Origin of the sequence: Pseudomonas wadenswilerensis, assembly GCF_900497695.1 — a bacterium.
Taxonomy (GTDB): Bacteria; Pseudomonadota; Gammaproteobacteria; order Pseudomonadales; family Pseudomonadaceae; genus Aquipseudomonas; species Aquipseudomonas wadenswilerensis.
This window is the reverse complement of sequence record NZ_UIDD01000001.1, coordinates 295,193-318,547: the sequence shown is the minus strand read 5'-3', so window position 1 is coordinate 318,547 and position 23,355 is coordinate 295,193. Positions and strand designations below refer to the sequence as shown.

24 protein-coding genes and 2 pseudogenes are annotated in these 23,355 nt (G+C 62.5%); 10 read left to right on the top strand and 16 right to left on the bottom strand.

Annotation, left to right across the window (positions count from 1 at the left end; all coding sequences use genetic code 11):
• Positions 1 to 472: 472 nt before the first annotated feature.
• Positions 473 to 1,021: pseudogene (locus CCOS864_RS28580) on the bottom strand (sterol desaturase family protein); the annotation flags it as partial.
• A 191-nt stretch (positions 1,022 to 1,212) separates the two neighbouring features.
• On the opposite strand from CCOS864_RS28580, the gene elbB reads away from it, so the two are divergent.
• A complete protein-coding gene (gene elbB / locus CCOS864_RS01570; RefSeq protein WP_115084769.1) occupies positions 1,213 to 1,881 on the top strand; it encodes an isoprenoid biosynthesis glyoxalase ElbB in 669 nt (222 codons plus the stop codon).
• Positions 1,882 to 2,038: 157 nt separating this feature from the next.
• Here elbB and CCOS864_RS01565 read toward each other — a convergent pair whose 3' ends face one another.
• Positions 2,039 to 2,497: a YaiI/YqxD family protein gene (locus CCOS864_RS01565; protein ID WP_115084767.1), complete on the bottom strand. Its 459-nt coding sequence runs from the start codon at positions 2,495 to 2,497 to the stop codon at positions 2,039 to 2,041.
• Between the two features lie 60 nt (positions 2,498 to 2,557).
• A complete protein-coding gene (locus CCOS864_RS01560; RefSeq protein ID WP_115084766.1) occupies positions 2,558 to 4,456 on the bottom strand; it encodes a cytochrome c/FTR1 family iron permease in 1,899 nt (632 codons plus the stop codon).
• Positions 4,457 to 4,801: 345 nt separating this feature from the next.
• Here CCOS864_RS01560 and CCOS864_RS01555 point away from each other — a divergent pair, with 345 nt between their 5' ends.
• From CCOS864_RS01555 to CCOS864_RS01540, 4 genes are read left to right on the top strand one after another with little or no spacing between them, the layout of a single operon-like run.
• On the top strand, positions 4,802 to 6,199 hold the full coding sequence (locus tag CCOS864_RS01555) for a COG3014 family protein (protein ID WP_115084764.1): 1,398 nt from the start codon (positions 4,802 to 4,804) through the stop codon (positions 6,197 to 6,199).
• 9 nt (positions 6,200 to 6,208) lie between these two features.
• Entirely contained in the window at positions 6,209 to 6,580 is a 372-nt protein-coding gene (locus CCOS864_RS01550) for a YcfL family putative periplasmic lipoprotein (protein WP_115084762.1), read from the top strand.
• A gap of 24 nt (positions 6,581 to 6,604) precedes the next feature.
• Positions 6,605 to 7,192 carry a penicillin-binding protein activator LpoB gene (gene lpoB / locus CCOS864_RS01545; protein WP_115084760.1) on the top strand — a complete coding sequence of 196 codons (588 nt, stop codon included), beginning with the start codon at positions 6,605 to 6,607 and terminating at the stop codon, positions 7,190 to 7,192.
• Between the two features lie 3 nt (positions 7,193 to 7,195).
• Positions 7,196 to 7,936: a penicillin-binding protein activator LpoB gene (locus CCOS864_RS01540; protein WP_115084758.1), complete on the top strand. Its 741-nt coding sequence runs from the start codon at positions 7,196 to 7,198 to the stop codon at positions 7,934 to 7,936.
• A 61-nt stretch (positions 7,937 to 7,997) separates the two neighbouring features.
• Here the strand turns inward: CCOS864_RS01540 and CCOS864_RS01535 are convergent, their stop codons facing one another.
• From CCOS864_RS01535 to abc-f, 3 genes are all read right to left on the bottom strand, one after another.
• Entirely contained in the window at positions 7,998 to 8,630 is a 633-nt protein-coding gene (locus tag CCOS864_RS01535) for a LysE family transporter (protein ID WP_115084756.1), read from the bottom strand.
• A gap of 83 nt (positions 8,631 to 8,713) precedes the next feature.
• Complete coding sequence (locus CCOS864_RS01530) at positions 8,714 to 9,301, bottom strand: mechanosensitive ion channel family protein (RefSeq protein ID WP_115084754.1); 588 nt, start codon at positions 9,299 to 9,301, stop codon at positions 8,714 to 8,716.
• Positions 9,301 to 11,211: a ribosomal protection-like ABC-F family protein gene (gene abc-f / locus CCOS864_RS01525; protein WP_115084998.1), complete on the bottom strand. Its 1,911-nt coding sequence runs from the start codon at positions 11,209 to 11,211 to the stop codon at positions 9,301 to 9,303. Before abc-f ends, CCOS864_RS01530 begins: the two co-directional genes overlap by 1 nt.
• Positions 11,212 to 11,261: 50 nt before the next feature.
• On the opposite strand from abc-f, the gene CCOS864_RS01520 reads away from it, so the two are divergent.
• Positions 11,262 to 11,744 carry a TIGR02444 family protein gene (locus CCOS864_RS01520; protein ID WP_115084753.1) on the top strand — a complete coding sequence of 161 codons (483 nt, stop codon included), beginning with the start codon at positions 11,262 to 11,264 and terminating at the stop codon, positions 11,742 to 11,744.
• Here CCOS864_RS01520 and CCOS864_RS01515 read toward each other — a convergent pair.
• Complete coding sequence (locus CCOS864_RS01515) at positions 11,720 to 12,754, bottom strand: AlgP family protein (RefSeq protein WP_115084751.1); 1,035 nt, start codon at positions 12,752 to 12,754, stop codon at positions 11,720 to 11,722. The genes CCOS864_RS01520 and CCOS864_RS01515 overlap by 25 nt on opposite strands.
• A gap of 226 nt (positions 12,755 to 12,980) precedes the next feature.
• On the opposite strand from CCOS864_RS01515, the gene CCOS864_RS01505 reads away from it, so the two are divergent.
• A complete protein-coding gene (locus CCOS864_RS01505; protein WP_115084749.1) occupies positions 12,981 to 13,646 on the top strand; it encodes an FKBP-type peptidyl-prolyl cis-trans isomerase in 666 nt (221 codons plus the stop codon).
• A gap of 15 nt (positions 13,647 to 13,661) precedes the next feature.
• On the opposite strand, the gene rsd is transcribed toward CCOS864_RS01505, so the two are convergent.
• The 8 genes and pseudogenes from rsd to CCOS864_RS01465 form a co-directional block, all read right to left on the bottom strand.
• Positions 13,662 to 14,132: a sigma D regulator gene (gene rsd / locus CCOS864_RS01500; protein WP_115084747.1), complete on the bottom strand. Its 471-nt coding sequence runs from the start codon at positions 14,130 to 14,132 to the stop codon at positions 13,662 to 13,664.
• A gap of 226 nt (positions 14,133 to 14,358) precedes the next feature.
• Complete coding sequence (locus CCOS864_RS01495) at positions 14,359 to 14,880, bottom strand: disulfide bond formation protein B (protein WP_115084745.1); 522 nt, start codon at positions 14,878 to 14,880, stop codon at positions 14,359 to 14,361.
• 216 nt (positions 14,881 to 15,096) lie between these two features.
• Positions 15,097 to 16,335, bottom strand: coding sequence for a heme biosynthesis protein HemY (locus CCOS864_RS01490; protein WP_115084743.1), 1,239 nt, complete (start codon positions 16,333 to 16,335; stop codon positions 15,097 to 15,099).
• Positions 16,332 to 17,423, bottom strand: coding sequence for a uroporphyrinogen-III C-methyltransferase (locus CCOS864_RS01485; protein ID WP_115084742.1), 1,092 nt, complete (start codon positions 17,421 to 17,423; stop codon positions 16,332 to 16,334). The genes CCOS864_RS01490 and CCOS864_RS01485 overlap by 4 nt, the downstream gene beginning before the upstream one ends.
• A 46-nt stretch (positions 17,424 to 17,469) precedes the next feature.
• Positions 17,470 to 18,237, bottom strand: a complete 768-nt coding sequence (locus tag CCOS864_RS01480; protein ID WP_115084740.1) for a uroporphyrinogen-III synthase — start codon at positions 18,235 to 18,237, stop codon at positions 17,470 to 17,472.
• Positions 18,234 to 19,175 (bottom strand): hydroxymethylbilane synthase, encoded by a 942-nt coding sequence (gene hemC, locus CCOS864_RS01475; protein ID WP_115084738.1) that lies wholly within the window; start codon positions 19,173 to 19,175, stop codon positions 18,234 to 18,236. Before hemC ends, CCOS864_RS01480 begins: the two co-directional genes overlap by 4 nt.
• Positions 19,176 to 19,296: 121 nt before the next feature.
• Positions 19,297 to 20,043, bottom strand: a complete 747-nt coding sequence (locus CCOS864_RS01470; protein WP_115084737.1) for a LytR/AlgR family response regulator transcription factor — start codon at positions 20,041 to 20,043, stop codon at positions 19,297 to 19,299.
• Positions 20,040 to 20,147, bottom strand: a pseudogene (locus CCOS864_RS01465) (sensor histidine kinase); the annotation flags it as partial. The pseudogene CCOS864_RS01465 and the gene CCOS864_RS01470, both read right to left, overlap by 4 nt.
• Positions 20,148 to 20,367: 220 nt before the next feature.
• Between CCOS864_RS01465 and argH the strand changes: the two are divergent.
• Complete coding sequence (gene argH, locus CCOS864_RS01460) at positions 20,368 to 21,762, top strand: argininosuccinate lyase (RefSeq protein ID WP_115084735.1); 1,395 nt, start codon at positions 20,368 to 20,370, stop codon at positions 21,760 to 21,762.
• A gap of 55 nt (positions 21,763 to 21,817) precedes the next feature.
• On the opposite strand, the gene CCOS864_RS01455 is transcribed toward argH, so the two are convergent.
• Positions 21,818 to 22,480 carry a glutathione S-transferase family protein gene (locus tag CCOS864_RS01455; protein WP_115084733.1) on the bottom strand — a complete coding sequence of 221 codons (663 nt, stop codon included), beginning with the start codon at positions 22,478 to 22,480 and terminating at the stop codon, positions 21,818 to 21,820.
• Positions 22,481 to 22,626: 146 nt separating this feature from the next.
• Here CCOS864_RS01455 and CCOS864_RS01450 point away from each other — a divergent pair, with 146 nt between their 5' ends.
• Positions 22,627 to 22,911: a hypothetical protein gene (locus CCOS864_RS01450; protein ID WP_010221131.1), complete on the top strand. Its 285-nt coding sequence runs from the start codon at positions 22,627 to 22,629 to the stop codon at positions 22,909 to 22,911.
• Positions 22,912 to 22,995: 84 nt separating this feature from the next.
• Positions 22,996 to 23,241, top strand: coding sequence for a TIGR02647 family protein (locus tag CCOS864_RS01445; RefSeq protein WP_045200993.1), 246 nt, complete (start codon positions 22,996 to 22,998; stop codon positions 23,239 to 23,241).
• Positions 23,242 to 23,355 lie beyond the last annotated feature (114 nt).

The following is a 23,355-nucleotide window of genomic DNA, read 5'->3' as shown; positions in this document are numbered from 1 at the left end:
GGGCATTCAACCCCAGACGCAGCAGCTCCAGCCTCAAGGCCCAGGGCCGGTTCTCCAGCGCCGTGCCCAGCACGAACAAACCAAACGCCATCAAGCCCCAGCCCAGCAGCAATGCGCCGACCGACAGCTGCTCGGCGTGCTCCATCAAGTAACTGCCCAACGCCACATAAGCCGCGAACTGCACAACAACATAAAGCTGCTGCGGCCAGGCCAGGGGCACCTCGAACTTCTCGAAGCGGCTCAAGTCCTGCTTGGCCTGTGGATAACGCCGGGCCACGTCATCCGGGCGCCAGCCAGTGGGCATGAACCAGATCCGCAGCTTGTCCCACCAGCGCTCGGCCCGCCGCGCATCGCTCCATAGCTGGGCATAGAACTGCAGGTTGGCCCACAGCGGGTTCCAGCTGGCCAGCGGCGTGGTCACGCCGAATATCACCGGCTCGTTGTCATCCTCTTCCTGGAAGGTGCCAAACAGACGATCCCAGACAATGAACACTCCGCCGTAGTTGCGATCCAAGTACAGAGGATTCTGCGCATGGTGGACACGATGATTGGACGGGGTAATGAACAGCCATTCGAACCAGCCCAGTTTCGGAATGTGCCGGGTGTGCACCCAGAACTGGTACAGCAGGTTGAGCGCCGCGACGGTGATGAACACCAGCGGCGGCACGCCCAGCACGGCCATCGGCAGGTAGAAGATCCAAGACAGCAAGAAGCCGCTGCTGGTCTGGCGCAAGGCCGTGGACAGGTTGTAGTCCTCGCTCTGGTGATGCACCGAATGAGCGGCCCAGAGGATGTTGCGCTCGTGGCCCATACGGTGCAGCCAGTAATAGCAGAAGTCATACAAGACAAACGCCAGCACCCACACCCACAGCGCCTCGCCCGGCAGTTTGAACAGTGCCAGATGTTCCCAGGCCAGGGCGTAGGTAACCAGGCCCACGCCCTTGGTCAACAGGCCGGTGGTGGTCGACAGCACCCCGGCGCTGAGGCTGTTGATAGCATCCGCCAGGCGATAGGTACGCATGCCCCGCCACTGGTCGGCGAGCAGTTCGACCACGATCAGAACGAAGAAAAACGGTACCGCCAACAGGATCAGGTCCATGGGTTATCCATCTCCAGGCTATCCAGCAAGATTAGGCCGGGAATGGCACAACCCCTATGGCCACATCTGCCAAACTAGAGGACATTTAGCGCCTCGAATCGGGAGTAGTGAGCATGACCCAGAAAAAAGTTGCTGTGATTCTTTCCGGCTGTGGCGTTTATGACGGCGCCGAAATTCACGAAAGCGTGATCACCCTGCTGCGCCTGGATCAGCGCGGGGCGCAAGTGCAGTGCTTTGCGCCAAACATTGCGCAGATGCATGTGATCGATCACCTGACCGGCGAAGAAATGCCCGAGACTCGCAATGTGCTGGTGGAATCGGCGCGGATCGCCCGCGGCGAGGTCAAGGACCTGCGTGAAGCCGACGCCAAGGACTTCGACGCACTGATCGTGCCGGGCGGCTTTGGCGCGGCGAAAAACCTCTCGAATTTTGCCGTGGAAGGCGCCGGATGCAGCGTGCACCCGGACGTCCTGGCCCTGGCTGAAGCTTTCGCCGAAGCCGGCAAGCCGGTCGGCCTGATCTGCATCTCACCGGCCCTGGCGGCGAAGATCTACGGCCCCGGCGTGGTCTGCACCATCGGTAACGATGCCGGCACCAGCGCGGCCATCGTCAAGATGGGCGGCACCCATGAGGAATGCGATGTCCATGACATCGTCGAGGACACCCAGCGCAAGCTGGTCAGCACCCCGGCCTACATGCTGGCCAAAAGCATCAGCGAAGCGGCAGGTGGCATTTACAAGCTGGTCGACCGGGTGCTGGAACTGACCCACGAGAATGACTGAACACTGGAGTGAGGCACAGATCCACTGTGGGAGCCGGCCTTGCCGGCGATGAGGCCTGTACAGTCAACACCTCATTGCTGCCTGACTTTCGACCGCTGCGCGCTCGATCGCTGGCAAAGCCAGCTCCCACAGGGTGATCGCCAGCCCAAGCCAGCGGCTATGGCACCTGGCGCGCCAGGCGGGTCAGGATCCGGTCCAGGGCGTTGGCAAACGCCTGCTTCTCACGGTCGCCATAAGGCGCCTGACCACCACCGACCTGCCCTTGCTCGCGCAAGTCGGTGAACAGGTTGCGCACCGCCAGGCGCTCGCCCATGTTGCGCTCGTCGAATTCCTTGCCGCGCGGGTCGAGGCAGGCAACACCCTTCTTGACCAGGCGATCGGCCAGCGGCACATCACTGCAGATCACCAGTTCGCCAGGCACGGCGTGCTCGACCAGGTAATCATCGGCGGCATCCGGACCACTGGGCACGACGATCAGTTTGACGCAGGCAAAGGCCGGCTTGATCTGGCTCTGCCCGGCCACCAGCACCACTTCCAGCTGTCGCTTGAGAGCGAACTTGACCAGTTGATCCTTGGCCGCCTTGGGGCAGGCGTCGGCATCGATCCACACACGCATGGCACAGATTTCCAACAAAAACGGGGGAACAGTATCCCTGCTCACCCGTTTCGCTTCAAATCAGCCCGCCAGTTGGCGGCGCTTCTCGGCCAGGCGGCTGCGCCCGTAGAGGATGGCAATGGCCAGCAGCGCAACTACCTGCGCCGCCAACGAGTAGGCATCGGCATGAATCCCCAGCCAGTCGAAATCGAAGAACGCCACCGGCCGTGTACCGAACACCCCGGCTTCCTGCAGGGCCTTGACCCCGTGCCCGGCAAACACCACCGACAAGGCGCACAGCAATGCCGCGTTGATACTGAAGAACAGCGCCAGCGGCAGCTTGGCCGAACCGCGCAGGATCACCCAGGCCAGGCCGACCAGCAGCACCAGCGCCGTGGCGCCACCGGCCAGCACCGCGTTGTGCCCGGCGGGGCCGGCCTGCAGCCAGAGGGTTTCGTAGAACAGGATGACTTCGAACAACTCGCGGTACACCGAAAAGAACGCCAGCACGGCAAAACCGAAGCGCCCGCCGCCACTGACCAGGCTGCTCTTGATGTAGTCCTGCCAGGCCGCCGCGTGGCGGCGATCGTGCATCCACACGCCCAGCCAAAGCACCATGACGCTGGCAAACAGTGCCGTGCAGCCTTCAAGCAATTCGCGCTGGGCGCCGCTGACGTCAATCACATACGCCGCCAGCGCCCAGGTACCGAGCCCGGCAAGCAGGGCCAGGCCCCAGCCCACGTTGACGCTGCGCACCGCCGATTGCTGGCCGGTATTGCGCAGGAAGGCGAGGATCGCCGCCAGCACCAGGATTGCTTCCAGGCCTTCGCGCAGCAGGATCAGCAGGCCTGAAATGTAACTCAGCGACCAGCTCAGGCCATCACCGCCAAGCAGGCCGGCGGCATCCTTGAGCTTGGCCTTGGCCGCATCCAGGCGCTGTTGCACCTGCTCCAGCGGCAAGCCGTCCTGCAGTGACTGCCGGTACGCCATCAGTGACTTTTCGGTGTCCTTGCGCACGTTGGCATCAACGTTGTCCAGCGAGCTTTCAACCAGCTCGAAACCTTCCAGGTAGGCCGCTACCGACAGGTCATAGGCTTGTTCGTGGTCGCCGGACTTATATGCCGCCAGGCTCTTGTCCAGCGTACTGGCGGTGTACTCCAGCAGTTGCGCCGGGCCACGCTGAACCTGTGGCGGCTGGGCACGCTGGGCGCGGAACCGGGCAAGCGCTTGCGGCCCTTCACTGGCTTCGACTTCGGCCGGCGTCTGACGGGCCAGGTCGGCGAGGTTGTAGGCTTTGTCACCCTTGGCCTTGGCCGGATCGGCAGTGAAGCTGGCGACATAGGTCGCCAGGTCCCAGCGCTGACGCTCGTCGAGCTGGTCGGCAAACGACGGCATGTCGGTGCCTTCGATACCCAGGCCGAGCGTATTGTACAGGTCGAACAGGCTCAAACGGTCGAGCCGCTCGGCGCTGCGCAGGTTCGCCGGCGGCGGGGTCAGGCCGAGGCCGGCCGGGCCGTCGCCAGCGCCGGTATCGCCATGGCACACCGAGCAATGCTGGGCATACAGCGGCGCGCCGCGGCTCGGGTCCGGGGTAATGATCGGCGCCTGGCTGACTTCATAAGCCACCGCCAGTTGCGCGCCGAGCAGACGGGCCTGACGGGCGACGCCCGGGCCGTCCTGACGCTGGCTGACCGCCTGACGCAAATTGACCACACCTTGCTCCAGGGCCCGGCGCTCCGCACGCGCAGGCAAGGCGACGATCAGCCCCTGAAGCACATCGATGAACTCGAGCTGCTCGCGGTATTCCCCTTCGTCAATGACCTTGCCTGCCTCAACGGTGGCCGGGTAATCGGCACCGATGTAATCGAGCAGGTGCAGGGCCTTGGCAGCGCCATCGGTGCTGTCGGCCAGCAGTGTGGCACTGCTCAACGCCAGCACCGGCCAGAGCAGCCAGGCGAGTAAGCGGGAACGGGGAATCATGAGCGACTCTCAAATGGAAATACGAGGTAAAGCATTGTTCACTTCCACTGCCCTTCGCTCAAGGCTTGTCAGGCTGATCCTTGAAAAATTTTGTGACAAATAGCCCTGAATCCCTCCCGGCTAAAGAACAACCGTTCGTCGGCCGATATGTGAATGCTGGCACAACGGCAGATTCAAAAAGCAAAACGCCATTAATTAGCCAGCAAATGCGTTTATAATGCCGCGCCGCTATATAGCGGATAAGAATTTAGGCTCTTCTTTTAAGAGGATTTGGCGATATCGCCAGAGAGATGACAGCCGTCTCGCCCCCCAGGCCTCTCATCAATTCAGGGAAGAAGAATTCAGATGGCATCCCGTGTCCTCACCGTCGCGACCCTGGTCGCGGCCATCCAACTGGCTGGTTGCTCGGCCTTTCGCAGTTACGACAGCGAGCTTCAGGAAACCAACCAGCACCTGAGCAGCGGCAACGTCGACGCTGCCCTGCAACTGCTGGAAAAGAACAACAAGGGTGAGGACAAAGACCTTCTCTACTACTTCGAGAAAGGCGAACTGCTGCGCTCCAAGGGCGACCTGGCCGGCAGCCAGCTGGCCTGGCGCAGTGCCGACGACGTGGTGTTCAAGTGGGAAGAGTCGGTCAAGCTGGACACCGACAAGTACCTGAGCCAGTTCGGCAGCTACCTGGTCAACGACAAGGTCCGCCGTTACGAAGGCTACGACTACGAAAAAGTCATGCTGACCACGCAGATGGCCCTCAACCTGCTGGCCCAGAACGACTTCGACGGCGCCCGTACCGAAATCAAGAAGACCCACGAGCGTGAAGCGGTCATCGCCGAGCTGCGCGACAAGGAGTACCTCAAGCGCGAAGAAGAGGCCGAGAAAGAAGGCGTCAAGACCGAGTACAAGGAGCTCCAGGGTTACCCGGTAGCCAGCCTCGACGCTCCGGAAGTGGTCGGCTTGAAGAACAGCTACCAGAGTGCGTTCAGCCACTACCTGTCCGGCTATGTGTACGAAGCCCTGGGCGAAAAAGGCCTGGCTGCACCGGGCTACCGCAAGGCTGCCGAGCTGCGCCCGAACACCCCGCTGCTGGAGCAGGCCCTGCTCGAACTGGACAAGCCCGCAGCGAAAACCACCGACAGCGACGTGCTGATCGTGATCCAGAGCGGCCTGGCCCCGGCCCGCGACTCGGTGCGTGTCCCACTGCCGTTGCCAATCAGCGGCAACCTGGTAATCACCCCGCTGTCGTTCCCGGTGATCAAGGAAGACACTTCCACTGCGCACTTCAGCGAGATCTACCTGAATGACCGCGAGCTGAAGCTGACCGCCCTCAACAGCACCACCGCCATGTCGCGCCGCGCCCTGCGTGACGACATGCCGGGGATCATCCTGCGTACCAGCGTACGGGCCATCTCCCGTGGCGTGGCACAGAAGCAGCTGAACGACGTCAACCCGTTGGCCGGCCTCGCCGTCGGTATTGCCTCGACCATCACCGAAGGTGCCGACACCCGCACCTGGCGCACCCTGCCTGACGAAACCCAGGTTGCCCGCGTGCGCCTGCGCCAGGGCGAGCACCAGCTCAGCCTGCCGTCGAGCCTGGGTGGCAGCCAGGTCAGCGTGAAGATCGACCGCCCGTTCCAGGTCGTCACCCTGCGCGTGGTCGGCAACCAGGTCTTTGCCGGTGGTCCAGCCCTGCATGTGGAAACGAAAGCCGCGGGTCAGGCCGTCGCCAGCCTCAAACAACCTTAAGGAAGCGTCATGCGTATCAAATTGCTCGCCGTTCTCGTCACTGCCCTGCTGGCCGGTTGCGCGACCCCGCCACCGCCAGAGCCTGGCAGCGCCGCCAGCAAGGTGGTGAAGATGGGCAAACTGAAGAACATCGAAACCGGCCCGATGCGCGTTGCGCGCGAGAACGGCTTCCTGACCGTCAAGGTGTCGCTGAACAACACCAGCGGCAGCAACAAAACCCTGTTCTACCGCTTCGCCTGGCTGGGTAACGACGGCTTCCCGGTTGCCGATGAAGAAAGCTGGAAGACCGTGACCCTGTACGGCAAGCAGGCCAGCGTGTTGCCGGCTATCGCACCCGTGCCGCAGGCCACCGATTTCCGCCTTGAAGTTCAGTCTCAGTAATCATTTTTGCAGGAGCACCTTTTCATGATTGCACGCATTTCCCTCGCCGCCCTCGCCATTGCTCTGGTCAGCGGCTGCAGCACCCCGTCGCCGGTCCTGGGCGGCAAGAACATCGGCTACGGCGACAGCAAGGCCGTGGAACTGGTCACCAACGAGTTCGGTTCGACCGACCTGCAGATGATCGCCGAATCCATGACCCGCTCCCTGGCCCAGTCCGGCATCCTCCAGGGTCGCCCGGTGGTGCAGGTCTATGACGTGAAGAACAAGACCAGCGAGTACATCGATACCCGCGAGATCACCACCTCGATCAAGACCCAGTTGATGAAGTCCGGCACCGCCCGCTTCGCCAGCGACAACACCCAGATGCAGAGCCAGGTCGACCAGCTCAAGCTGCAGAACCAGAGCGGCCTGTACAAGAAGGGCACTGTGGCCAAGACCGGCAACATGATCGCCGCCAAGTACCGCCTGGAAGGCTCGATCAGCTCGATCGTCAAGCGCAGCAGCGACTACAAGGACGTGTTCTACAAGTTCAGCCTGCAGTTGATCGACGTTGAAAGCGGCCTGGCCGAGTGGATGGACGAAAAAGAAATCCGCAAGACCACGGAGCGCTAAGCAATGCGTGCATGGATGGGCGTTCTGGGCCTGGCTTGCGCGTTCAGCGTGCAAGCGGCCCCCAAGGTCGCGGTCACCGACCTCGCGTACCAGGAGCGTGTGGAGCAGTACATCCACACGGTCTCGGCGCAGAGCAGCGGCCAGGCAAGCATGTACCACGCCAGTGGCTCGTCGAGCTACAGCGAGTACGAGAGCCGCGACAGCTACATCGAGCAGACCGAACTGCGCAAGTTCACCGGTGACATCAAGGGCGAGATTCTCAAGTCCGGGATGTTTCAGCTGGTTCAGGGCACGCCCTACACCGCCGATGCCAAAGGCGACGTGTATGACGTGATCCGGCGCATCAAGAACGGCAACTTCAAGGGCGCCGACTACGTGCTGTTCGGCACCTTGTCGGATATCGATTTCCAGCGCGATATCACCTCCCTGGACAACACCAACAGCTATTCGGCCATCCTTGGCCTGAGCCTGGTGGCCGACTTCAGCCTGATCAACACCAAGACCTACGAGATCACCTCGGCGTTCACCGCCATGGGCGAAGGCCAGGACACCAAGCTGGTCAACAGCCAGGATGTGCGGGTAACCCTGAACCGCCCGCGGGTGGTGCGTGAGGTCTCGAAGGAGTTGGGAATGGACGTTGCGCGGCAGATGGCCGAGCAACTGGGCGGTAGCGTACCGGGGCACGAACGTGCACCGGCGCGCAACAACTTGCCGCCTGATGAGCCGGCGCAGATTTTGCGCTGAGAAAGCAAAAAGGCGACCTTCGGGTCGCCTTTTTTGTGTGCGGTGAGTTTATCGCGGGCTCCTAAACCGGCGCCCGACGGATACTCGCCAGCAACGTCGCCGCGCCCAGGAACAACCCGGCAAAGGTACGGTTCATCCGCCGCTGCTGCCGGGGCGTGCGCAGCAGGCGCAACACCTTGGCTGCAAGCCCGGTATAACCCGCCATGACCATCAGGTCGACCGTGACCATGGTCGCGATGATGATCAGGTACTGCGGCAGCAGGGCCGCATGCGGGTTGATGAACTGCGGCAGCACCGCGAGCATGAAGATCAGCGCCTTGGGATTGCTGACGTTGACCAGAAAGCCACGGAACACCAGGCTCAGCGGCTTGCCGATGGGGCGTACGGCGGAATTGTCACTGATGTCAGCCGGCAGCGCGCGCCACTGCTTGACCGCCAGATACACCAGGTAGGCAACACCGAACCATTTGATGACCTGGAACGCAGTGGCTGATGTCGCGAGGATGGCACCGACGCCGGCGGCAATGATTGCAATCTGCAGCACCAGGCCCAGCTGCAGGCCTAGCGCGTTCCAGTAGCCGCGCCAGAAGCCGTATTGCAGGCCACAGGACATCGAGGCAATGGCCCCGGCCCCCGGCGACAGACTGATTACCCAGCAAGCGGCAAAAAATGCCAACCACGTTTCCAATAACATCGCGCACCTCGGCACTAACTTGTTACAAACCTCTAAGCTAGTGCCCTGGCGAAAAAATCACCACGATTTTTTTCTGCGACCGATCAATTGTCCGAAGTTTTGCTTTCGCTCACCAGCGGCAGTACTTCGGCACCGCGCCAGCGCCGTACCGATTTCTGGAAGAACTGGCTGTTGGGCACCTGCACCAGCGCACCGCCAGCCTCCGGCAGTTCGATCAAGGTGGTGAACAACAGGTTGATCGCGACCACCCGGCCTTTGACGCCGGGCTTGTCGATGGTTTCGACCAGCTCGACCACATCACCGATGCGAAATGGCCCGACGGTAAAGATCAGCACCGCGCAGAGCAGGTTCGACAGCACGCTCCACATGGCGAAGAACGCCACTGCCGCCACCGCAACGAAACCGGACAAGGCGGTCCACAGCACCGTGGCGGAAACCCCCAGGCGTTCGAGGACGAAGATCAGCGCACTGCCCATGATCAGCCAGCGCAGGCCACCGCGCAGCGGCATCAGCAGCTCGGGCGGCAACGGATAGCGCTCGCCCAGGCGCTTGAGGCAACGCGCAACCACACGCTGCAGGATGAACGCCGCCGAAAGGATCAGCAGGATCTGCAAACCCAGCCAGAACGGTGCGATCCATTCCACCGGCAATGGCCATTGCAAGGATTCCATCAGGACAACGCCTCCAGCTCCGCCTGCATGCTCTCAAGCGTCTCCAGGGCAGCCATCCAGGCTTCTTCCAGCTCCCCTTCACGGACCTTGAGCCTGGCTTGTTGAGCCAGCAGGTCACGCAGCTCGTCCTTGCGCGCCGCCTCGTAGAGCGCGCTGTCGCCGAGGCCGGCGTCGACCTTGGCGAGTTGCTCATGCACGCTGCCCAACTCGCGCTCCAGCTTGTCGGCTTCACGCTTGTGCGGTGCCAGCTGCTGACGCAGGGCCGCTGCGGCCTGGCGCTGAGCCTTCTTGTCGGTCTTGTCGGCATTGACCGGCGCGCTGCTCACCGGAGCATTGCGTTGACGGTACTCGACCAGCCAGCGGCTGTAGTCGTCCAGATCGCCATCGAAAGCCTCGACCTTGCCGTCGGCTACCAGCAGGAAGTCATCGGTGGTGCTCTTGAGCAGGTGACGGTCGTGGGAGACCACCAGCACCGCGCCACTGAACTCTTGCAGGGCCATGGTCAGCGCCAGGCGCATTTCGAGGTCCAGGTGGTTGGTCGGTTCATCGAGCAGCAACAGGTTCGGCCGCTCCCAGGCAATCAGGGCCAGAGCCAGGCGGGCTTTTTCGCCGCCGGAGAAGTTCAGCACCGGCTCGTCAATGCGCCCGCCACGGAAGTCGAAGCCACCGAGGAAATCGCGCAGCGTTTGCTCGCGCTCGGTCGGCGCCAGGCGTTGCAGGTGCAGCAGCGGGCTGGCCTTGTTGTCCAGCGAGTCGAGCTGATGCTGGGCGAAGTAGCCAACCGAGAGGTTCTCGCCACGCACCAGGCGCCCGCTCAGGGGCTCCAGCTCACCGGCGAGGTTCTTGATCAGGGTCGACTTACCAGCGCCGTTCGGGCCCAGCAGGCCGATCCGCGCACCCGGCGTGAGCTGCAGCTTGACCTTCTCGAGGATGGTCTTGTCGCCATAGCCCAGACGGCCTTCGGACAGATCGAGCAACGGGCTGGAGATTTTCTCCGACTCGCGGAAGACGAAGTCGAACGGCGAATCGACATGGGCCGCCGACAGCTCTTCCATGCGCTCCAGGGCCTTGATCCGGCTCTGCGCCTGACGGGCCTTGGTAGCCTGGGCCTTGAACCGGGCGATGTACTTTTCCATGTGCGCGCGCTGGGCCTGTTGCTTCTCGTAGGCCTGTTGCTGCTGCGCCAGACGCTCGGCACGGGTGCGCTCGAACGCGGTGTAGCCGCCACGGTAGAGGGTCAGTTTGCACTGCTCGACATGGGCGACATGATCGACCACGGCATCGAGGAAGTCTCGGTCGTGGGAAATCAGCAGCAGCGTGCCGGGGTAGCCCTTGAGCCAGTCTTCCAGCCAGAGGATGGCATCGAGATCCAGGTGGTTGGTCGGTTCATCGAGCAGCAACAGGTCGGACGGGCACATCAGTGCCTGGGCCAGGTTCAGGCGCATCCGCCAGCCACCGGAGAAGTCGCCGACCCGGCGGTCCATCTGCTCGTTGGTAAAGCCAAGACCCGCCAGCAACTTGCGCGCCCGGGCGTCGGCGGTATAACCGTCGGCGCTGTCGAGTTCGATGTGCAGGCGTGCCAGCGCAGTGCCGTCGTGGGCGGCTTCGGCCGCAGCCAGGTCGGCCTGGACCTTGCGCAGGCGGGCATCGCCGTCGAGTACATAGTCGACCGCCAGGCGGTCGAGGGTATCGACCTCCTGGCGCATGTGCGCGATGCGCCAGTCCGCAGGCAGCTGACAGTCACCGGAGTCGGGCGTCAACTCGCCGCGCAGCAAGGCGAACAGGCTGGATTTACCGGCGCCGTTGGCACCGATCAGGCCGGCTTTATGACCGGCGTGCAGGGTCATCTCGGCGCCTTCTAGCAGGCGCTGTGGACCACGCTGTAAAGTGAGGTTCGATAGTCTGATCATAATGGCCGCGGAGTCTACCAGCTTCGTCGGCAACTGGCGCGAGTGGGACAATGCACACCGACCTGTGGAATTTTGCCCTGAAGCTTTACGCCCGACCAGGCGTGGAAGCCGCCTGCCTGCAATGGCAGGACCTGGGTGGCGACGTCTGCCTGCTGCTGTGCGGCATCTGGCTTAGTGCGCGTGGCGTAGCAGCGAACGAACAACGGGTGCGACAGCTCACGGAGCTGGCCGAGACCTGGCAAACCGAAGTGGTGAAACCACTGCGCGCCCTGCGTCAGTCCTGGCGAGACGAGGCAGCCAGGGATCCGCAATTGACGGGATTGCGCGAGCAGGTAAAAGGTCTGGAGTTAGCGGCAGAACGCATCCTGCTGGAGCGCCTTGAGACGGCCTGCAAGGACTGGGCAGCAACGCCCGAAACCGCACTGGACTGGATAAGCTGGCTGGCCCCCGAAGTCGCCGGTGCGCATCACGACGCGCTGCACAGGCTGCGCGCCGTGATGCTGACGACTCAGGACGCCGAAGACGGGGTCTGAGTGGCCGGTGTTACCGAAGCTGCTGGTGCAGACGACGCAGCGGCTGCCGGTGCAGGAGCAGCGGCTGCTGCCGGTGCTGCTGGAGTAGCCGGCTTGGCTGCTGGTTTGGCTGCAGCGGGCTTTGCAGCAGGCTTGGCGGGTGCTTTTACGGCAGCAGGCTTAGCGGCTGGCTTGGCGGCGGGCTTTGCCGCGGCAGGTTTGGCAGCGGGCTTAGCCGGGGCTTTTGCCGCGGCCGGTTTGGCTGCAGCGGTACGGGCCGGAGCTTTTGCGGCTGGCTTGGCTGCTGGTTTTGCCGCTGCTGGTTTAGCGGCAGGTTTTGCCGCAACGGGTTTAGCTGCCGGCTTGGCTGCCGGTTTTGCCGCTGCAGTTTTCGCCGCAGGCTTGGCAGGGGCTTTGGCAGCAGGCTTGGCGGCCGGTTTGGCAGCAGCAGGCTTGGCTGCAGCAGTGCGCGCGGGTGCTTTAGCAGCAGGCTTGGCTGCTAGTTTGGCGGCGGCTTTAACGGCCGGTTTTGCCGCAGGCTTGGCAGCAGGTTTGCTCGCGGCTTTGGCCGGTGCCTTGGCAGCAGGTTTGGCGGCTGGCTTGGCAGCAGCCACTGCAGCAGGTTTGGCCGAACGCAGGGTCAACGCCTTGGCGGCGGCTTCCTTGACCTTGCCAACACCCTGGGCCAGTTTCAGGCTTTCCTGAGCGTCACGCTTGAGTTGCAGGATGTAGGTGCGCGTTTGCGATTGACGGTCCTTCAAATTGTCGAGCAACTTTTCCAGTTCGGCCACAGCGTCCTTGGCCTTGCCCTGTGCCTTGGCTTTGCCAGCCTTGGCAGCGTCCTGCAGTTTAAGACGGGACTTGTGCAGTTTTTCCTGTGCCTTACCCCGTTGTTTTTCCAACTTGGCGAGCAGTTTTTCAGCATCAGCCAGCGCTTGCGAGCAGGCATTTTCCAAATGATCGAGCAGGCTGCCCGAGAGTTGCTGGAGCAGGTGCAACGGCGTACTTACTGGCTTCTTATTGGCCGACATGGTTTACCTCCTGGCTGACGAGATTGCGGCTCATACTATGCTTCTGCTGCTACCGCCGCTAGGGCATGTTGACAGTATTAAATGCGCCGCGTTGCATGCCTGGGCAAAGTTGTTATCGCTGCAGCTGGAAACAAGTGTAGATGCTGCACAAAGTGTTGCTGATATTTACACGAAGTGACGAGCGAAGGCTGGCATACTTTGTTTCCTCTGAAGCAGGAGCGAGCCTGTGCCGCGCTATCTAATCCTTACCCTGTTGCTATTGCCGACATCGTTAATTGCAGCGCCTGAAACTACTTCGACAAGTGACCATGACCTGGCCTACAGCCTGGGCGCCAGCCTGGGTGAACGCCTGCGTACCGAAGTTCCCGGCCTGCAACTCGATGCCTTGATCGAAGGGTTGCGCCAGGCTTATCAGAACAAGCCGCTGGCGCTGAGCAAAGAGCGCATGACGGCAATACTCAGTGAACATGATGCCCAGGCCAACGAGGCTGCAGTTCAAGCCCAGACCGAACAATTGCTGAGCGCAGAGAAACGTTTCATGGCCACTGAACGGGCCAGGCCCGGAGTGCGTGAACTGGCTGAAGGCATACTCGTGAGCGAATTGCAGGCCGGCACTGGCAGCAAACCCAAAGCGGGAGGCAAAGTCCAGGTTCGCTATGTTGGCAAGTTGCCGGACGGGACCGTGTTCGATCAGAACCAGCAGGCACAGTGGTTCAATCTGGACAGTGTTATCGAGGGCTGGCAGGTGACATTGCCGCAGATGGCGACCGGGGCGAAATGGCGGCTGGTGATCCCTTCGGCGCAGGCTTACGGCGCCGATGGCGCGGGTGACCTGATTGCACCCTATACGCCGCTGGTGTTCGAGATCGAACTGCTCGGGGTTGCCGACTGAGGGTCGGCAGCACCGTCAGGCCTGCACCGCGCCTTCTTCACTGTGCGCAGTATGCAGCACTTCGATCAGGCAATCCTCGAGCTCGAAACGCTCATGCAACAGGCTGCCGAGCTTGCCCAGCTTTTCCGCGAAACGTTCAGGGTCGTTACAGTTGCCCTTGTCGCAGTGATCGTTGAAAGCCGAAGCGATTTCGGTGATGGCGTCGATGCGAGGGCTGATCTGCTTGGCCAGCTCGAGGCCGCGAGTATCACCAAACGCCTTGGCTTCGCTGACCAGTTGTTCGCTCACTTCGAAATGCCACGCTGACACGTAATCGATCAGCACCGCACAGAAGTCACGGTTCTTGTCCTTGTCGGCAAACGCCGGCTTGGCATCACGCAGCTCGCGGAAGGCCGTCACCAGCTCTGCACGCTCGTCCAACCAGCGGTCAATGAGCTTATGAACCCCACCCCAGCGTTCCTGAGCATTCTGACAACTATCTAGCATGGCGATCTCTTCCCTTCTGGGTAATGCCCCTGCCCCCGCGCCGCAAATGTGCAGAGCAAAGGTGGAATCAGCAGAGCGGCATCGAGCAGCTGTGTTTTCGGTATGCGTGCAGGGAGATTATTCCCGTGCGCCCTAGCCTTCAAGGTACGCACGCGACAAAGTTCATACAAGTGTTTAATCCGACCATCCTTTGCCGCCGGTCGCTTGCACTGTGAAAAACTTCGCCTCAGTTTTTTACTGCGCGGGTGAACAGGGGGCGGGTGCGGCCGAGCAGGCGGAAGGTCGGCAAGGTTGCCAGCAACACAAAGGACAACAGGCTCCATTCAGGCAGGGTCAGGTCCAGGAAACTCCAGTTGATAGGCACGCAATCGGGGCTGCCGATGACCATTGCCTTGATGACCTGGAGCGTTGGCATGCTTTCGATAACGTAGTCAAAAGCCGGTTCGCACTCGGTGCTTGAAAGCGCCGGATTGCCTTGTAGCCACACGTGCCGGGCGGCGAGCAGCGCGCCACCTGCGGCAAAGAACAGCGCCAGAGCGGCATAGATGCGGGTACCCAGACGCCCCGGGGAATGCACCACCGCGCAGAGGCAGACCACGGCAAACGCGCCCAGGAACAGGCGTTGGCTGTAGCACAGCGGGCATGGCACCAGGCCCATGCCGAATTCCAGGTAATAGGCGGCAGCCTGGACCAGTATCGATGCCAGCAACGCCGGGAAGAATAGTGAACGCAAGCGGGCCAACGACATGGCGAATCCAGGAGCGCAATAGACAGGCGATAACGGTAGAGGAAAGGCGCGGCTTGTATCAAGGCAAGACAGTCGGGACAAGTCCCTGAACGACTGGGGAAGTATCCCGAACTCAGCAAGAAAAATGCGTAGGTATTTGAAGGAAAACTTACCGGCTAACGCAGGAAATTGGCTCAAGCCCATGGGCCCGCGTTTTTCGGCGCGCCCATGGGTAACTCAAGCTCGCACGACCTCTGGCAGTGGCAATGCCAGCAGACGCTCATCAAGCATGCCCAGACCTTCCTGGAACAATTGGTTACTGCGTTCGGTATCACCCAAGCCAGCAAGCAGGCGTGCCAGTTCGGCACAGGCCTCGGGATTGCGCTGCACACGCAAACTGCTTTCCAGGTAATCCCGCGCCTTGCCCCACAAGCGGTTCTGCAGGCTCAGGCGGCCCAGGGTGAGCAGCAGGCTTGGATCGTCAGGATGCTCCTTGAGCCAGCCTTCGGCCGTTTGCAACTGGCGAGCCAGGTCGCCGCCGCGCACCAACCCGTACAGCCGGGCCAGATGGCTTTCGTACTGACGCTTGAGGGCTGTACGCAAGACCTGCTCGGCCTCGCTTTCAGCACCCAGCTGGCGTAGCTGCTCGGCATAGGCCAGCACCAGCGGCGGTTCCTGACGCTGCGCAGCGGTAAGCTGCTGCCAGGCGCGCTCAAGGGATTGCCGCGCGGTCTGTTCATCGCCTTCGCGGCTGGCCGCCAGGCTCAGGTTCTCACCCCAGGCACGGCGCTCCAGTTCAGCCAGCTCCGGCGCCGGCAGCACTTTGTCCTTGCGCAGCTCAGGCAGCAGGCGGATCAGTGCTGACCAGTCGCCACGCTCGCGATACAGACGCTGCAACAGGCGCAACACCTGAACGTTGTGCGGGTGACGCTCCTGCATGGCCTGCAGGGTAACCAGGGCCGCGTCGCTGTCGCCGCGGTCCATCTGCAACTGGGCGTGGCTCAGGGCAATGGCCAGCTCGGCTTCGGGCTGACGCTCCAGGGCACGCTCCAACAGGTTGTCACTGTCTTCGGTGCGGCCCAGCTCATTGGCGGCACGCGCGGCGCCGAGGTAGTACAGCAGCGGTTGACGCTCGGCTTCGGCAGCGCGATGCAGGTGACGTTGAGCGCTGGCCCAGCGACCCTCGGCGAGGTCCAGTTGGCCCTGCTCGATGGCCAGTTGCGTGCGACGGCTGCGGTTGCGCCGCGACCAGGGGTTGACCACCCCGCCTGAAGTCAGCACCAGGCCGACCAGGTAGCGCACCAGCAGCACCGCCAGGATAATCCCGGCCAGCGCCGCCAGGGCTGCCCACAGGCCCGACTGATAGCGAAAGCTGCCGTAGGAGATCAGCACATAGCCGCTGTGCTTGGCGATCGCGATCCCGAGCGCAGCAGCCACTGCAATGGCCACCACCGCCAGCAGGTAGACGCGCTTCATGGCTTGGCCTCCTCGACCGGCAGATGCCGGCGCTCAAGGTAGGCCTGAACGGCACTGATGCTGTCTGCCAGGTCCGGCACCACCACCGCAACCGGCTGCTCGGCCAGCTCGTTGAGAGCGGCAAGCATTGCCTGGCTCTGCGGGTTGTCCGGGTTGAAATTGGCCAACAGCACGCTCCTGGCGTCATCCAGGGCCTGGGTATAGACCTTGGCTTCGCCATTGAGCGCAGCCCACTGGGCTTGCTCGATCGTCAGGCTCAGGGCCAGGCGCAACTGATTGAGCGATTGCCCGGCCAGCAGTGGACGAACATTGTCGTCGGCGTTGAAATCGATCTGGAAGTACTTGGACAGCTCGGCCCACCACTGCGACCAGCGACTGGCGCCATCACCATCAGCGGTCAGGGCTCCCAGCGCATCGGCATTGCTGTTGAACTCCGGCGACTGGGCACTGAGCTGCAGCACTTGCTCGCGCTGGGCTGCCAGCTTCAGGAACAGGCCGGTGCGATCGGGCTGCTGGACGCTGTTGAGGGTGGCCAGGCTCTTGGCCAGTTGCTCGCGGGCGGCAAACGACCCCGGGTCGCTCTGTTCACGGAGGATTTCGTCTGCCCCCTTGACCAGCTCGCGGGCACTGACGATGTCCTGCAAGGCGGATAGACGCAGGCTGGCCAGGCGCAGCAGGTGCTCGGCTTCGGCCAGGCGCCAGTCCTTGCGGCTGGCGCCGAGGATGGTCTCCAGGCGCTGGCTCAAACGCTGCTGATCACCCTGCAGTTGGGCGACCAGCCGACGACGGTCTTCCAGTTCGGAAGCAGGCGGCAAAACGGCCAGCTGTGCAGAAAGTTGCTGCTCACGCTGCTGCAGGGCCCGGGTTTGCTCGCTCAGGGCCTGCAGGTTCTGCACCTGCCCCTGCTCGGCACCCTGGAGCTGGCGAACCTGCCATACGCCCCACCCGCCAACTGCAACACCCGCCGCGCCCAGCAGCAAGGCCAGGATTGCCAGACCATTACCGGACCGCTTGGCCGGTTCCACGGGGGTTTGCGCAGCAGCCTCAGGGGCCTTCAGTTCATCGTTGGGCAAGACAGTTTCGCTCACGTATCCATCCTTTGCTTTGCGGCACGTCGCCAATCAGCTTAGCGCCTTAGGGGGCTGGTGCAGGAGTTTCCTGCAATGTTGCCAGCAAAGCCGTGGCGCTGGCACCACGGCAATCCACTACATTCTGTGCGCCACTGGCGCGGGCAAGTTCCGCCACCCGTGGGCTGGGCACGAACAATGGCAACTGCGCCAGCCGTGGCCAGTCTTCGCCCGCCAGTTGGCGCAAGTGTTCAAAACCCTGCCCACTGCTGACCACCAGGCCGTTCAGGCGTTCCCCGGCAATACGCCGGGCCAGGACAGCCTCAGGGTAATGCGGCAGATAGCGGCGATACAACTCGAGGTAATCGACGCGGGCACCCCGTGCAGCCAAGCGTTCGGCGAGCAACTCGCGCCCGCCTTCGCCGCGAATGATCAGCACCCGGGCTTGCGCCTGGCTGATCGCTGCGGTCAATGCCGGCAGCTGCAGCAGCGCTTCGCTGTCGTCACCTTGCGGTGGATAACTGACGTTGAGGCCATGGTCGTCGAGGATCTGCGCGGTGGCTGCGCCGACGGTGAACCAGGCTTGCTCGGGCGGCTGCTGCCAGTGCGCATTCAGCTGTTCAACCGCCAGGCGCGCAGCCGGCTTGCTGACGACAATGATCGCGCAGTACTGATCAAGCGCTTGTACCTGGCGAAGCTGCGCTGGCGTCAGCGCCAGCGGCTCGATTTCCAGCAACGGCAGGCTGCTGCTGAACACGCCCTGTTCGGCAAGCGTCTGGGCCAGCACCGAGCACTCTTCTGCCGGCCGGGTCAGCAGCAGGCGCCAGCAGCTCACGGATGCCCGGCCTCGCCGTAGACCGCCTTGAGGATGTCCTCGGCACCTTGCCCGAGCAGGTCTTCAGCGACCTTGATGCCCAGTGCTTCGGCATCCTGGCGCGGCGCGCGGGCCTGGGCAGTGAGCAGCTTGCCGCCAGCCGGCTCGCCAACCAGTCCGCGCAGCCACAGCTGCTCACCTTCGAGCACCGCGTAGCAAGCGATCGGCACCTGGCAGCCACCATTGAGGTGCTTGTTCAGCGCCCGCTCGGCAGTGACCCGGTCAGCGGTGTCGGCGTGATGCAGCGGGGCCAGCAGCGCATGGATTTCGCTGTCGGCGCTGCGGCACTCGATGCCCACCGCGCCCTGGCCGCCTGCAGGCAGGCTGTCGTCGACGCTGATGCTGGAGGTGATGCGGTCTTCAAAGCCCAGGCGGATCAGGCCGGCGGCCGCGAGGATAATGGCGTCGTACTCACCGGCGTCGAGCTTGGCCAGGCGGGTGTTGACGTTGCCACGCAGGAAGCGGATTTCGAGGTCAGGGCGGCGGGTCAGCAACTGGGCCTGGCGGCGCAGGCTGGAGGTACCGACGATGCTGCCGGCCGGCAGCGCCTCAAGGCTGTTGAAGGTGTTGGAAACAAAGGCATCGCGCGGGTCTTCGCGCTCGCAGATACAGAACAGGCCCAGGCCTTCGGGGAAGTCCATCGGCACGTCTTTCATCGAGTGCACGGCGATGTCGGCCTGGTTCTCGAGCAGCGCGGTTTCCAGTTCCTTGACGAACAGCCCCTTGCCGCCGATTTTCGACAGCGGCGAGTCGAGCAGCTTGTCGCCACGGCTGACCATCGGCACCAAGGTCACTACCAGACCGGGATGGGCCTGTTCCAGACGGGCTTTGACATATTCGGCCTGCCACAGGGCCAGGGCACTTTTGCGGGTGGCAATGCGGATTTCGCGAGTGGACATGGAACGATCCGTACGAGATAGATTCTCCCGATGATAACAGCTCAGTCCAGACCGCTAGCAGATCTAAATCATGGTAGGAGGCGACCTTCCCTGGCCGTCGACTGCTCCATGGTCCCCGCCCTTAAAGCTGTTGCATCATTTTGCGCACACCGGCCACATGTCGGCGGCTGACAATCAGGGCATCGCCATTGAGGCCCTTGAGAAATAGCTGGAAATGCCCCAGTGGCGTGCGTTGCAGGCGTTCGATGCGGTTGCGGGCGACCAGGGCGTTGCGGTGAATACGCACAAATCGCTCGCCGAACTCGTCTTCCAGCGCCTTGAGCGGTTCGTCGAGCAGCACTTCACCGGATTCGTGGCGCAGGGTCACGTACTTGTGGTCGGCAATGAAATAGATCACCTGATCGAGGGGGATCAGTTCGATGCCCTTGCGGGTACGGGCACTGATGTGGCTGCGCGGGCCGCTGCCGCTCTCGGCTGCCGGACGGGTCAGGGCCGCCAGTTGCACCCGGTTGGGGCGCTCGGCCTTTCTCAGGGCTTCGCGCAGGCTGTCGGGTTGCACCGGCTTGAGCACATAGCCCAGGGTGCTGTCCTTGAACGACTGTACGGTGAACTCATCGTCACCGGTGCAAAACACCACCGCAGGCGGTGCTTCACGCTCGCACAGCCGGGCAGCGACCTGCAGGCCATCCAGCCCCGGCATGCGAATGTCGAGCAGGACCACCTCGGGCTTGAGGCTGTCAATCAGGGCCAGAGCCTCTTCGCCATTGGTGGCGCTGGGCTCCAGCACGGTATAGCCCTCCAGTTCGCCGAGCAGTCGGCTCAGGCGTTCCCGGGCTTGGGGTTCGTCATCAACGATCAGGACATTCATATTGCGCTGGATTCCTGCGTGAGTCTCGCACAAGGATAGCGTAGACAGGTGAGGTGACGACCGTCACGGCGATCCACGCTCAGACTCGCACGATGGCTAAAGATTCACTGGCTCGGCAGGAAACATGCCGAGCCTCTGTCCAACTGTAGACGGTTGCCGCAACACTGCCGTTCAATCGATAAATATCCTGTTGCAAGCGCGCTGTCGCGGGCCTGTGCTGCGACATAAACCCGCATTTGCCCCGACCGCCGCACTCCGGCAGGGCCGCCAATCCTGCTATGATCGACGCCACTTTTTCCGTTCACGCCTTCAACGAGTGAATCCATGAGCACCGACAAGACCAATCAGTCCTGGGGCGGCCGCTTCAGTGAGCCCGTCGACGCCTTCGTCGCCCGTTTCACCGCCTCCGTCAATTTCGACCAGCGCCTGTATCGCCACGACATCATGGGTTCGATCGCCCACGCCACCATGTTGGCGAAGGTCGGCGTTCTCACCGACGCCGAACGCGACACCATCATTGATGGCCTGAAGACCATCCAGGGCGAAATCGAGGCCGGCAACTTCGACTGGCGCGTCGACCTTGAAGACGTGCACATGAACATCGAAGCGCGCCTGACCGACCGCATCGGCATCACCGGCAAGAAGCTGCACACCGGCCGTAGCCGCAACGACCAGGTCGCAACCGATATCCGCCTGTGGCTGCGTGACGAGATCGACCTGATCCTGGCCGAAATCACCCGCTTGCAGCAGGGCCTGCTGGAACAGGCCGAGCGCGAAGCCGAAACCGTCATGCCCGGCTTCACCCACCTGCAGACCGCCCAGCCGGTAACCTTCGGCCACCACCTGCTGGCCTGGTTCGAGATGCTCAGCCGCGACTACGAGCGCCTGGTCGACTGCCGCAAGCGCACCAACCGCATGCCCCTGGGCAGCGCCGCGCTGGCCGGCACCACCTACCCGATCGACCGCGAACTGACCTGCCAGCTGCTGGGCTTCGAAGCCGTGGCCGGCAACTCGCTCGACGGCGTCTCCGACCGTGACTTCGCCATCGAATTCTGCGCCGCCGCCAGCGTGGCGATGATGCACCTGTCGCGTTTCTCGGAAGAGCTGGTGCTGTGGACCAGCGCCCAGTTCCAGTTCATCGACCTGCCTGATCGCTTCTGCACCGGCAGCTCGATCATGCCGCAGAAGAAAAACCCGGACGTGCCGGAGCTGGTACGCGGCAAGACCGGCCGTGTGTTCGGCGCCCTCACCGGCCTGCTGACCCTGATGAAAGGCCAACCCCTGGCTTACAACAAGGACAACCAGGAAGACAAAGAGCCGCTGTTCGACGCCGCAGACACCCTGCGCGACTCGCTGCGTGCCTTTGCCGACATGATCCCGGCGATCAAGCCACGCCACGCCATCATGCGCGAAGCGGCCCTGCGCGGCTTCAGCACCGCCACTGACCTGGCCGACTATCTGGTGCGCCGCGGCCTGCCGTTCCGTGACTGCCACGAAATCGTCGGCCACGCGGTGAAATACGGTGTCGATACCGGCAAAGACCTGGCCGAAATGAGCCTGGACGAACTGCGCCAGTTCAGCGACCAGATCGAGCAGGATGTGTTCGCCGTGCTGACCCTCGAAGGCTCGGTCAACGCCCGTGACCACATCGGCGGTACTGCGCCTGCACAAGTACGCGCTGCCGTAGCCCGCGGCAAGGCGCTGCTCGCCGCGCGCTAAGCCCTGTCGCGTGCTGCTGCCCGGCCAGTTCTGACTGGGTGGCAGCACTTGGCCTTCAAGGCTTGCTTGAGCGCACCATCTCCAGGAAAGCAGGCATCTGCGCTTCCTTGTCGGCGGCAATTTTCTGCACGTTCGGGTTGTGCTTGAAACGCTCCAACAGCTCACGCGCTTGCGGGAAGTCTTCCAGCACGTCGATGGCGAAGACCTTCTTGCCCACGGCATAGGCCAGGTCGACGCTAAAGCAGAACAGCATGTCGGCGAGGGTCAGGCTGTCGCCGGCCACAAATGGGCTGAACTTGCCATTACGCTTGAGGGTGGCGATACCGGCCAGCAATTCGGCCTTGGCCTTGGCCTTGATGGCGTCATCGACCCGTGCGCCGAAAAATGCTTCGGGGTAGCAGGCGCGGGCAGGCAGTTCGATGTACAGCTCGATCTCCTTGGCCAGCTCGTGCACCTTGGCCTGGGCAAAAAACCCTTCAGGCAATAGCGCCTTGCCCGGCTGAGTCCGCTCGATGTAGTCGAGGATCAGGTTGGTTTCGCTGATAAAGCCCTCTTCGGTCTCCAGCACCGGCACCTTGCCGCGCGGGCTGAGCTTCAGCGCTTCGGGGCTGTGGCCGCCGAAAAACAGCACTTCTTCAAACGGCACGCCCTTCTCCAGCAGCGCCAGTTTGGCCATGTTGTAGTAGTTGCTGACCGAAAATCCATGAAGCTTGAGCATGAAACAGCCTCCAGGCCGTAAAGGGGTTGGCCGGGTTGTTATAGACCCAAGTGCCGGGCACTGACCAGCATCATGGAGTTCGTCGATAGCAAGGCATCGGTGCCCGGCTCGTGGCAAACTGGGCCCCCCTAAAGAGGAAAGCGCCCATGAGCGAACCAACCGATATCGACAACGACGAAGAAGAGTTCGCCGAGTCGACCCTGATCGAAGCCATCGAGAACCAGATCGAAAGCGACAACCCGCCGGCGGCCAAGGCCACGTTCAACAAGCTGACCCTGGTGGGCTACGAGCGTGAAGATATTCTCAACCTGATGGCCCATGTGCTGGCCTACGAGATTGACGCGATGCTCGAAGACGACCGCGCGTTCAACACCGAATGGTACGAAACCGCCTTGCGCGCCCTGCCCGAGCTGCCGCCGGAAAAGGTCTGAAGCAAAGCAGGATTTCCCTGACTACACTGCAAAACCAGGCACCGGCGACGGTGCTGCCCTCCTTGTCTGGAAGTCGGAGTCTCTATGTCGTTTACCCCCGAACTGATTGCCGAGCTGGAAGTCCTTGCCTTGTTCAACCTGGATAGCAGCCAGGAAGGCATCAAGGTCCATAACACTGCCTCCAAGGAGGTGATCGCCGCTGCGCGTCGCCTGTACGAGAAAAAGCTCACCGACCAGCCCGATGGCGGTTATCTGACCAGCCTTGGTCACGATGCTGCCGAGAACGTGCAGGTGTTGCTGAACATTCTGAATGTCGTCGAACCTGCCTGATCGGGACTGCCTTGCAGTCCATCGCCGGCAACGCCGGCTCCCACAGTGGGGGCTGGCCTTGCTAGCGGTCGTATCCACACCAACGCTAATAAAATGGCGTCAAAATTAAAATAG